Below are 11,141 nucleotides of genomic sequence, written 5' to 3'. Positions count from 1 at the left end.
CGAGGCGCTTCCCCCATTCCCCCCCCCCCCCCCTCTCTTCTCCCTTCCCCCCCCCCCCCCCCCCCCCCCCCCCCACCCCCCCCCCACCCCCCCCCCCCCCCCCCCCCCCCCCCCCCCCACCCCGGTCAACCGTAATGCCTCGGTGTCACTCGCCCGCGCCGCGAGCGGCGGTCTGCCGTGCGACGGCGGCCTTCACCAGGCCCGCGAAGAGCGGGTGCGGCCGGGTCGGGCGGGAGCGCAGCTCCGGGTGCGCCTGGGTGGCGACCAGGTAGGGGTGCGTCTCGCGCGGGTACTCGACGTACTCGACGAGCTTGTTGTCCGGGGAGGTGCCGGAGAAGACCAGGCCGGCCTTCTTCTCCAGCTCGGCGCGGTAGCCGTTGTTGACCTCGTAGCGGTGGCGGTGGCGCTCCTCCACGTACGGCTCGCCGTCGTAGGCCTCGCGGACCACGGAGCCCTCGGCGAGCTTGGCGGGGTAGAGGCCGAGCCGCATGGTGCCGCCGAGGTCGCCCGCGCCCTCGACGTAGGCGAGCTGCTCCTCCATCGTCGAGATGACCGGGTGGGAGGTGGCGGCGTCGAACTCGGTGGAGTTGGCGTCGGGGATGCCGGCGAGGTTGCGCGCCGCCTCGATCACGATGCACTGGAGGCCCAGGCAGAGGCCGAGCAGCGGGACCTTGTTCTCGCGGGCGTAGCGGATCGCGCCGACCTTGCCGTCGACACCGCGCTCGCCGAAGCCGCCGGGGATGCAGACCGCGTCCACGTCGCCGAGGTGCTCGGCGGCGCCGGCGGGGGTCCGGCAGTCGTCGGAGGTGACCCACTTGACCTTGACCCTGGCCTTGTTGGCGAAGCCGCCGGCGCGGATCGCCTCGGTGACCGAGAGGTAGGCGTCGGGCAGGTCGATGTACTTGCCGACGAGTGCGACGGTGACCTCGTGGTCGGGGTTGTGGACCCGGTCCAGCAGGTCCTCCCAGGTGGTCCAGTCCACGTCGCGGAACGGCAGGTCGAGCTTGCGCACGACGTAGGCGTCCAGGCCCTCGGTGTGCAGCACCTTGGGGATGTCGTAGATCGACCGGGCGTCCGGGCAGGCCACCACGGCGGTCTCGTCGACGTCGCACATCAGCGAGATCTTGCGCTTGATGGCGGTCGGCACGTCGCGGTCGGCGCGCAGCACGATCGCGTCCGGCTGGATGCCGATGTTGCGCAGGGCGGCCACCGAGTGCTGGGTGGGCTTGGTCTTCAGCTCGCCGGAGGGGCCGATGTAGGGCAGCAGCGAGATGTGCACGACGAAGACGTTGTCCCGGCCGACCTCGTGGCGGACCTGGCGGACGGTCTCCAGGAACGGCAGCGACTCGATGTCGCCGACCGTGCCGCCGACCTCGGTGATGACGACGTCCACGTCGTCGGTGGCCATCCGGCGGATGCGGTGCTTGATCTCGTTGGTGATGTGCGGGATGACCTGGACGGTGTCGCCCAGGTACTCGCCCCGGCGCTCCTTGGCGATGACCGTGTTGTAGACCTGGCCGGTGGTGACGTTGGCCGAGCCGTCGAGGTCGACGTCGAGGAAGCGCTCGTAGTGGCCGATGTCCAGGTCCGTCTCGGCGCCGTCGTTGGTGACGAACACCTCACCGTGCTGGAAGGGGTTCATCGTGCCGGGGTCGACGTTGAGGTAGGGGTCGAGCTTCTGCATCGTGACCCGCAGGCCCCGCGCCTTGAGCAGGGCACCCAGGCTGGAGGCAGTCAGACCCTTGCCGAGGGAGGAGGCGACACCCCCGGTGACGAAGATGTGCTTGGTCGTCGTGGATGTGGGCTGCATAGCCAAAGGGGGCTCCCGTGGTCGCGATAGTGAGGTGCGTACCGGCCGCCGAGCCCGGAGATCCGGGGGCGCCGTCGCTGCGGTTCGGGGGCCTCGTGCGCTGTCGCGAACGACCACCGGTCCACGGGCTACCAGGGTAACAGCGACGGCGGGAGGCTGCTTCCGGCCACGAACCGCACAGCGCGGTCACAGCATCGCCCCAGCCGCTTCACGTCCCACTCGATCAGCGCAGAGATGTTGCCGAGACCGTCGCGCGGATCTTCCCGGTGCGTCGTATCCTGCTCAAACACTCGCTGCCGAGACGGCCGGGCGGCGGCACCACCCCAGGCCGCTCCCCGGTGCAGGTCTCGCCGGCTCTTCCTGGGTGACAGACCCAACGACCCCTGACCAGCAGTAAGCGCCCCCGAGGGGGCGACATGGCCGTTCGACTGGAGACGCACGTGGCCGGGCGCATCGAGGATTACGCACTCATCGGAGACATGCAGACCGCAGCTCTGGTCTGCCGGGACGGCACAGCGGACTGGCTGTGCCTGCCCCGCTTCGACTCTCACGCCGTCTTCGCGGGGCTGCTGGGCACCGAGGAGCACGGCTTCTGGCGCCTGGGCCCCGCGAGAGCGGAGGGCAGCGAACCGCCCTCCGCCGACCGGCGGCGCTACCGCGGGGACTCCCTCATCCTGGAATCGGAGTGGGACACCCCGAGCGGCACCGTGCGGGTGACCGACTTCATGCCCCCGCGTGACGGCGCGCCGCAGCTCATCCGCATCGTGGAGGGCGTCAGCGGCCGTGTGCCGATGCGCTCGGAGCTGCGGATGCGGTTCAGTTACGGCCGGGTGACGCCCTGGGTGCACAAGGTGGACGGCCGCACGGTCGCCGTCGCCGGCCCGGACTCCGTCTGGCTGGACACCGAGGCGGAGACGTACGGCAAGAACCTCACCACCTACTCCGACTTCACCGTGGCCCCCGGCGACCGGCTGGCGCTCACGATCAGTTGGCAGCCCTCGCACCACGAGCAGCCGGCCCTCCCCGACCCGGAGGGGTCCCTGGAGGCGACCGAGCTGTTCTGGCGCGAATGGGTCGAGCAGTGTACGTACCACGGGCCCTACCGGGAGGCGGTCGTCCGCTCCCTGATCACCCTCAAGGCCCTCACGTACGCCCCGACCGGCGGCATCGTCGCGGCCCCGACCACGTCGCTGCCCGAGGAGATCGGGGGCGTACGGAACTGGGACTACCGCTACACCTGGCTGCGGGACGCCGCCATCACCCTCTCCTCGCTGCTGCGCACCGGCTACCGCGAGGAGGCGCGCGCCTGGCGCGAGTGGCTGCTGCGGGCCGTGGCGGGCGACCCGGAGAACCTCCAGATCATGTACGGCATCGCCGGGGAGCGCGAGCTGGGCGAGGCGGAGCTGGACTGGCTGCCCGGCTACGAGAACTCCGGCCCGGTCCGGGTCGGCAACGGCGCGGCGAACCAGCTCCAGCTCGACGTGTACGGCGAGGTCACCGAGGCGCTGCACCTGGCGCACATGACGGGACTGACCCGCAACGACTACGCCATGGGCCTCCAGCTCAAGCTGATCGAGTACCTGGAGAAGCACTGGGAGGAGCCCGACGAGGGCATCTGGGAGGTGCGCGGGCCGCGCCGGCACTTCGTGCACTCCAAGGTGATGGCGTGGGTCGCGGTCGACCGGACGATCAAGCTGGTCGAGTCCGGGGACGTCGAGGGCCCGCTGGAGCGCTGGTACCAGTTGCGCGACGACATCCACCGGGACGTCTGCGAACGCGGCTACGACAAGGAGCGCAACACCTTCACCCAGTCCTACGGGTCGCGGGAGCTGGACGCGTCCCTGCTGCTCATCCCGCAGATGGGCTTCCTGCCGCCGGACGACAAGCGGGTCATCGGCACCATCGAGGCGATCCAGCGGGAGCTGTCCACGGAGGACGGCTTCATCCTGCGCTACCCCACCGAGGGCGAGGGCGCGGGCGTCGACGGGCTCTCGGGCGACGAGGGCGCGTTCCTGGCCTGCTCGTTCTGGCTGGCCGACGACCTCGCGATGATCGGCCGGGTGGACGAGGCGCGCGAGCTGTTCGAGAAGCTGCTGGCGCTCCGCAACGACCTGGGGCTGCTGGCCGAGGAGTGGGACTCCAACCTCCAACGCCAGGTGGGCAACTTCCCGCAGGCCTTCAGCCACGTCCCGCTGATCGACACGGCCCTGCGGCTGACGGCGAGCGGCGCGTACGTCGGCTGAGGACCTGTGGGATCCCGTTCCCCGTGTCGGATTCCGCGCGGGGATGTCGTAGCCGTGTCGGATACGACAGGTGAGCGGGATTCATGCCTCTGACTCACGTAGTTCCACTCTTCGTGTACCGGACCGTCCCGGTCGTCAGCAACGGACGACCGGGGCTTGTCCACGGCGTTCGGTTGGCCGATTAGGCCACCGTGGAGAACGCGAGGTGGGGCCCGGTGAGTACGACAGATCTGGCTGCGTTGGTACAGGTGAGTGTCCGGCAGGCCGACGAGTGTGTGGTGGAGGACTTGGAGTGGGCGTCCGCGCCCCTCGATCTCCTGCGGCACGCACAGCCGTGGCGGACGTTCCGCTGGTACAAGGAAGGGCCAGCAGCACTACTCGGGGACGTACTGGGCGGCGACGGTACGCGACCACGTGATCTACGAGTCGCGGCTGGAGCTGGCCCGGCTGCTGTTCGCGGACTTCGCCCAGGACGTCCGGCACGTCGTCGCTCAGCCTTTCCTGCTCAAGGCTGTAGTCGAGGGCAGGCTGCGGCGGCACGTCCCGGACTATCTGCTGCTGACCGATGACGGGCCGGTGGTCGTGGATGCCAAGCCGCGTCATCGATTGGAACGGCCGAAGGTCGCGTTCGCGTTCGCGTGGACTCGTAGTCGAGAGCGGTGAGGCAGGGCTCGTCCCGAAGAGGGCTCAGGCGGAGGGCGGGCTGTCTCATGCCGATCCGCGCTGGGTGGAGGTGGCGGAAGAGGTTCTGGGCGAGTACGAGGAGGAGTCCCGGCCCTCGATCAAGCTCGTGCTGGAGCGAGTCGAGGCAAGGCTGGAGGAGCGTTTCGGGCCCAAGGTGGTGCCGCTGCCGAAGCGGACGGCGGGCTATCGGTGGATGCACGAGCTTGACCGGCGTCATCCGGCGTTCCGGCTGAGTACGAAGCGGAACCGCGAGATCGCGGCTCGTCCCGCCGGCGTCTACGGGAAGCTGCGACCCACCCGGCCGGGCGAGTACGTGCTGATGGACACCACGCGGCTGGATGTCTTCGCCTTCGACCCGGTGACGCTGAAGTGGGTGCAGGCGGAGCTGACGGTGGCGATGGACTGGTACACCCGCCGCATCACCGGCATACGAGTCACGCCGGTGTCTACGAAGGCCGTCGACGCGGCGGCCGTCCTGCTCCGGACCTACCGGCCCCGGCCCGTCCCGGAGTACTGGCCGAAGGAAGCAGCCTGGCCCGATCACGGGATCCCCCGCGGTGTCCTGGTGGAGACTGAGGCGGTCCATGGCCCCGTCACGGGGGCCGTCGGCCCGGCACTGGCAGCGGAGACGGTCATCGTCGACCACGGCAAGATCTACCTCTCCGCCCACCTGACCAGCGTCTGCCACCGACTGGGCATGTCGATCCAGCCGGCCCGACTACGGACGGGCCGGGACAAAGGCCCGCTGGAGAGATTCTTCAGGACCGTGCGGGAAGACCTGCTGCAGCTACTGCCCGGCTGCAAGGGCCCCGACATCCCTTCGCGGGGACTCAACCCCGAGAAAGGACGCCTTCTTCTTCCTGCACGAGCTTGAGGCGATCATCCGCGAGTGGGTGGCCTGTGTGTATCACCGCAGGCCACACAGCGGTCTCGTCGACCCGCACCTGCCGAGTGCGGACCTGTCGCCGGCGGCGATGTTCGAGCACGGGCTCGCGCGGGCCGGCTACATCGAAGTGCCGCGTGATCCAGATCTGGCCTACGAGTTCCTGGACGTCACGATGCGGACCGTCCAGCACTACGGCGTCGAGATCAAAGGACGGCGCTACGACGGTCCGGGACTCGACGGCCTGCGGGACATGGCCGGGTCGGACATCTCGCTGTCCCAGCGGCGGCTTGAGTTCTTCGCCGACCCCGATGACGTCACCCCGCGTCTACTTCCGCGACGCCGAGCGAAAGTGGCACACACTGCGCTGGGAACACGCACCGAGTCTCCAGATGCCGCTGAGCGAGGAGGCTTTGCGGTTCGCCCGGTGCCTGGCCGCCAAGCAGTACACCTACCCGAACGACCGGCTCGCCGTTGCGCTGCTGCTGGAACGGTGGAATCTCGGACTCGGCAATTCTCTGGTCGAACGTCACATGGCCCTGAGGCTCTCTCGCGAACAAGCCGCCGTGGACCTGCCCAAGGACGAAGGCTGCGAGATCGACGTCTTGCCGTCGGTCGCCCGCGTGCTGTCCCTTCCCGAACAGCCCTCGGCGCCGGCCATCGAGTCCTGCAACGATGAGCAGGGGGAGGACGATGCGGACGGTCTGGAAGAGCTGGACGAAGAACACGACTTCTACGCCACGGCTTTGAAGGACGTTGATGACGATGAGTAAGACGCCGCGCGCCTCGACCGAGGAAGCCGATCTGCGCACCCGGCTGGACCACCTCACACTGTCCCGCAAGGAAGGCTTCGACCGGTTCGCCAATGCTCCACGACGAGTACGTCCGGAGCTGCTGTCCCGTCGGCAGTCGAAGAAGCTGGGTGGCGAGGCGCTGACCGAGTACAACCGCGCCCGCCGCAAGTGGCTCGCGAACCTCGGTCCGCTCGACACCCCGCAGATGCAGGCCCTGCACGAAGACCTGTGGGACATCTTCGACAGCAACGACCAGGACGGCGACAAGGTCAAAGGCGGGATCGCCCTCGACGCCTTCCCCGGTCTGGGCAAGACCACCGCCGTGCTCGCCTTCGCCCGCAAGCTCCACCGCCGCATCATCAAGGAAGAAGGCAAGTACACCGACGACGGCCACGAGCGCTGGCCGGTCTGCCGCGTCGGCCTGACCAGCAACAACACCGTCTACAAGCAGATCAAGCGCCTGGAAGCAGCCGGCTGGGTCACGAGCCGCCTCGAAACCCATGCTGAGCGGCCAGCCGCCGCACGCCGACGCACCTTCTACTCGCTCACCCCCGCAGCGCATCAAGCCGCTGCCACGACTGCCGATGTCCCGCGGCATGACTTCGTGCACGAGAAACGCGGTTCTGGCACGGATCTTGGGGAGTCGTCGCAGAGTGTCACCGGGGCAACAGCACGAGTTGGGTGAGTCCGCAGGGCGGTTTGCCGGGACGGTCGAAATTTTCCAAGCACTCTCGCGAGCCGTGCTGGCATCGTATGAATCATGGCAGCGATAGACGACACATCCGATCCTGGCAGCCCTGTCCACAGCGCGTATCCGCCCCTGCTGGAGGCAGCATGGCTGTATCAGGCGGATCAGGTGTGTCCGGAAGACCTCCCGATGACCGCTGCCCAGGCACTCTCAGTCGGGATGGACGCGCCGGCCCTGTGCGAGCTCGCCGGTCTGCCGCGTCGTGCGGACCCCCGGGACATCCGTGGCATATTCGAGCAGGCTCTTCAAGAATTGGGGATCAGGCTGCCCGATCGTTACATGGCCCGACGATACGCGCTGCGCAGGCTGGCCGCGCGATTCATCGCCGGGGAGGTCGATCTTGCCGAGTTGGCATCGGACCAGTGGTCGGAGACCGAGGTCGAGACCGCTGAGGAGCAAGCATTCTTGGCGCTACTCCCGTCATGCGCGTGCTGCATCGAGTACACGCTGGGGCTCGACGAGGCGGCATGGGAAGCACAACTGCAGATCGCGGCCTGTGCCTTGGTCTCACACCCCACTGTCGGCCCGCGCTTCTGACGATCGGGGTCAGAAGATCGGACAGCAGTGTCGACCACTTCAGGAAACACGTGAGGCTGGTGTTGTTCGATTGCCGGACGGTTAGAAGAGGCCAGCCGAGGTGCTCTGCGTGAGGTTCTCGAGGATCGTGCGCAGCCACGGGCTGCGCACGGCTGGTAGCCGGACCAAGGTGTGGTGGAACGTTCCCCGGTCGGCCCGGAACAGGCGGTTGGGGAGCAGCGGCAGCGGGTCGTCGCGGAGGACGTCTTGGGCTATGCGGCCCGACGCGGGAACCGGCAAGTTCCGTTCGGGAGAGACCAGCCACAGCCACATCCCGAGCGGCAGGGGCACCAGGTATGCCGATGCGGTCGGGTCGGCAGGGGTCCAGGTCCGGCCCGTCTGGGGATGGACGGGGACGAGGAGGATGTCGACGCCCGCGTCCGGTGAGGGCTGTCCTGGTCCGGCCAGGACGGCGCGCCGCTTCAGGGTGTCTGCCGGCAGCAAGGCGTCGAGCGCGCGTTGGAACACGTCCGCGGTCAGGCCGTCCGGGACCTTCACCGGCTGCCCCTGGGAGGCGATCAGCAGGTGGGCGAGCGCCTGACCGGCTGCCGCCTCCCACCGCGGACTCCACGACCAGTAGCGGTTCGGCCCCAGCCGTCCTCCCCACGTGGCGGTCGGCTCGAACGGGGGCGCTTTCTCTCCCGTCTCCGCCAGCTCCGCCCAGGAGAAAGGCGCGGCGTGGATACCCTCAACGGGGACGCGGTGCACAACGTCCGAGCCGAGTCGCACCATCTGCCAGAGCGAGCAGTCGTCGACCCTGGTTGCCACGGGGAGGTCGCATGTCGCGCAGGCCATGTTGGGCCCGTCGGCGCCGTCGAGGCCACAGCAGGCACCGCCACGCTTCTCGGGAATCAGCCGGGTTCCACGGATATCACCGGGCGCGATGACACTCGCCCCGGGCGTGCCGTCGGACAGGGCGTGGACCGGCGCGTAGATACCGCGTGCCTCAGCCTCACCCGGATCAACCTCGTCCCACGGCCGCCACGGCCCTCCCCAGGGATCCGGGTCCACAGCAAACGTCCCTGACTCCATGAGCACCGGAAGCCGGGCACCGTTCCCGTACTGCTGACGGGCATGGGCCGGCAGTGAGACCTGGGACAGCGGAACGGTCAACTCGGCACCGCATCCCGCACATACGAAAACGAACAAATTTCATCCGGCTGGGAACCGGACGCATCTTCGCAGCGCACCGGCAGCCGGCCGACATGTTTTCTCATCCGCTGAGGAAAACGACAGACCCACAGGACGAAACCACCGACAGAACAACAGGACTGCTCCATGAAACACCAGGTCAGGAGACCTAACGATGAACCAGACCGGCGAAACCTACAGACCCGCCCGTCGCGGTGGCCGCCCCGGACTCCGGGGCGGCCACCGTCCGTTCCCCCGCCGTCACGGCTCACGGTGTCACGGCGCGGCGGGCGGTTCGGTCGCGTACGCCCGGTGCGCGGGCCGGTGCGCGCGGGTCCTGTCCCGGCGCGCACGTCCCCTGCCCGGTAGGCCGCGTTCCGCGGGCGGTAGCGTCCTGGCCGGGGCGGCCGCCCGAGCCGACGGGCGGGGCACGAGGGGAAGCGGGCCGGGTACGTGGAGAGCTGGAGCGGGATCACCGTGCGGCGGGCGCTGGAGCTGCCGGGGCTGCGCGCCGGGCTCCCGGAGGTGGTGGCCGGCGGTGACCGGCTGAGCCGTACGGTGCGCTGGGTGCACGCGGGCGAGGTCCCGAACATCGCCTCGCTCCTCAAGGGCGGCGAGCTGCTCCTGACCACCGGCCTGGGCCTGGGCGCCCGCCCCGCCGAGCAGCGCGCGTTCGTCCGCCGCCTCGCCGACCGGGGCATCGCCGCCCTCGTGGTGGAGCTGGGCACGCGCTTCGGCCGCCTGCCCGCCGCCCTCGTGGACGCCGCCCGCGCGGCCGGGCTGCCGCTGGTCCAACTGCACCGCGAGGTGCCGTTCGTCGCGGTGACCGAGGAGGTGCACACCGAGATCGTCAACGGGCACTACGCACTGCTCCGGCAGGCGGAGGAGGTGCACGGCCGCGCCACCCGCGCGCTGCTCGACGGCGGCGGGGCGCCGCAGGTCCTCCGGGTCCTCGCCGACTTCACCGCCAACCCGGTCTTCCTGGAGACGCCCGACGGCCGGCTCCTGTACGCGGCGTCCGCCGGCTCGGGTCCGGCGGACGCCCACCCGCTCCAGGTCTGGGAGGGGCTGCGCGGGGACCGGGCGGCACGGGAGAGCCCGCCGGCGGGCACGGTCCTGGTGGACGTGGCGGGCGGCGGCCCGGACACCGGCGCGGTCCGGGCGAGGCTGGTGCTGCTCGCGATGTCGGGGCCGCCAGCGACCGTGCACCGGATGGCGGCGGAGCGCGCGGCGGGCCTCCTCGCCGTCGTCATGATGCAGGCCCGGCAGGAGGAGGAGCTGGCGGCCCGCGGCCGGGGCGACTTCCTCACGGATCTCGCCGAGGGCCGGATCGCCCCGCGGGACGCCCCCGCCCAGGCTCGGGTGCTCGGGTTCCGGCCCGGCGACGCTCCGCTGCTCCCGGTCGTGATGCGGCTGGCCCCCGAGCCGTCCCCGTCGGGCGCCTGGGCGCTGCTGGCCCGCGCGGTCCTGGAGGAGCTGGCCCCGGTCGGCGTCCCCGCGCTGCTCGGGGTGCGGCCCGTGGAGGGGCGGGTGCCGCTGCTGCTGGGGCTCGGGGCCGAGGGGGAGCGCGCCGCCGTCGCGGACCGGGCGGCGGCGGCCCTGCGGGCGGGGGTGGTCCGCGCCGGACTCGACCGCGCCGGGGCGCACCCGCCGGTGGTCGTCGTCGGGGTCGCGGGCGGGTGGGGCGCGGCGGGGGCGGCGCTGCGCCACGCGGCCGAGGCGGCGACGGCGGCGCGGGGCCTGGACGACCGGCCCTGGCACGACGCCCGGCGGCTCGACATCGACCTGCTGCTGTGGCGGCTGCGGGACCACCCGGACCTGGCGGCGTTCGTGCACCGGGCGATCGGTCCGCTGCGCGAGCACGACCGCGCCTCGCGCCCCCCGCTGCTGCCGACGCTCCAGGCGTACCTGGCGCACGCGGGCCGCAAGGCGGAGACGGCGCGCGACCTCCATCTCAACCGGCAGACGCTCTACAACCGGCTGGCCCGCATCGGTGAACTGCTGGGCGCGGACCTGGACGACCCGGAGACGGTGCTGACGCTGAGCCTGGCGCTGCGGGCCCGCCGCCACACGGCCTGAGCCGCGCCCGTCAGCGACCGAGCCGTGCGGACAGGGGCGCCAACTCGTCGTAGACGCTGAGCACATGGGCGACCGTGTCGTCCTCCGTGGGCCAACTCGCGGCCCGGGGGGGGGGGGGGGGGGGCGGGGGGGGGGGGGGGGGGGGGGGGGGGGGGGGGGGGGGGGGGGGGGGAGGGGGGGGGGGGGGGGGTGG

9 protein-coding genes are annotated in these 11,141 nt (G+C 70.7%); 7 read left to right on the top strand and 2 right to left on the bottom strand.

Features of this window, described 5'->3' with window-relative positions; translation table 11 throughout:
- Positions 1-145: 145 nt before the first annotated feature.
- On the bottom strand, positions 146-1,810 hold the full coding sequence (locus ACZ6EJ_RS24370) for a CTP synthase (protein ID WP_469269972.1): 1,665 nt from the start codon (positions 1,808-1,810) through the stop codon (positions 146-148).
- A gap of 440 nt (positions 1,811-2,250) precedes the next feature.
- Between ACZ6EJ_RS24370 and ACZ6EJ_RS24365 the strand changes: the two genes are divergently transcribed.
- The 6 genes from ACZ6EJ_RS24365 to ACZ6EJ_RS24340 all read left to right on the top strand — a co-directional run bounded on the left by ACZ6EJ_RS24365 (position 2,251) and on the right by ACZ6EJ_RS24340 (position 7,699).
- Positions 2,251-4,053, top strand: a complete 1,803-nt coding sequence (locus tag ACZ6EJ_RS24365; protein ID WP_469269976.1) for a glycoside hydrolase family 15 protein — start codon at positions 2,251-2,253, stop codon at positions 4,051-4,053.
- Positions 4,054-4,305: 252 nt separating this feature from the next.
- Positions 4,306-4,716 carry a TnsA-like heteromeric transposase endonuclease subunit gene (locus ACZ6EJ_RS24360; RefSeq protein ID WP_469269970.1) on the top strand — a complete coding sequence of 137 codons (411 nt, stop codon included), beginning with the start codon at positions 4,306-4,308 and terminating at the stop codon, positions 4,714-4,716.
- 64 nt (positions 4,717-4,780) lie between these two features.
- Positions 4,781-5,611, top strand: a complete 831-nt coding sequence (locus tag ACZ6EJ_RS24355; RefSeq protein ID WP_469269968.1) for a hypothetical protein — start codon at positions 4,781-4,783, stop codon at positions 5,609-5,611.
- A 401-nt stretch (positions 5,612-6,012) separates the two neighbouring features.
- On the top strand, positions 6,013-6,393 hold the full coding sequence (locus ACZ6EJ_RS24350) for a hypothetical protein (protein ID WP_469269967.1): 381 nt from the start codon (positions 6,013-6,015) through the stop codon (positions 6,391-6,393).
- Entirely contained in the window at positions 6,380-7,099 is a 720-nt protein-coding gene (locus tag ACZ6EJ_RS24345; protein WP_469269965.1) for a hypothetical protein, read from the top strand. Before ACZ6EJ_RS24350 ends, ACZ6EJ_RS24345 begins: the two co-directional genes overlap by 14 nt.
- A gap of 75 nt (positions 7,100-7,174) precedes the next feature.
- On the top strand, positions 7,175-7,699 hold the full coding sequence (locus tag ACZ6EJ_RS24340; protein ID WP_469269963.1) for a hypothetical protein: 525 nt from the start codon (positions 7,175-7,177) through the stop codon (positions 7,697-7,699).
- A gap of 81 nt (positions 7,700-7,780) precedes the next feature.
- On the opposite strand, the gene ACZ6EJ_RS24335 is transcribed toward ACZ6EJ_RS24340, so the two are convergent.
- A complete protein-coding gene (locus ACZ6EJ_RS24335; RefSeq protein WP_469269961.1) occupies positions 7,781-8,887 on the bottom strand; it encodes a hypothetical protein in 1,107 nt (368 codons plus the stop codon).
- A gap of 435 nt (positions 8,888-9,322) precedes the next feature.
- On the opposite strand from ACZ6EJ_RS24335, the gene ACZ6EJ_RS24330 reads away from it, so the two are divergent.
- Entirely contained in the window at positions 9,323-10,948 is a 1,626-nt protein-coding gene (locus ACZ6EJ_RS24330) for a PucR family transcriptional regulator (protein ID WP_469269960.1), read from the top strand.
- The last annotated feature ends 193 nt before the right edge of the window (positions 10,949-11,141 follow it).

Source organism: Streptomyces sp. NPDC041970 (genome assembly GCF_055588985.1).
This window is presented reverse-complemented; position numbering and strand designations above follow the sequence as displayed.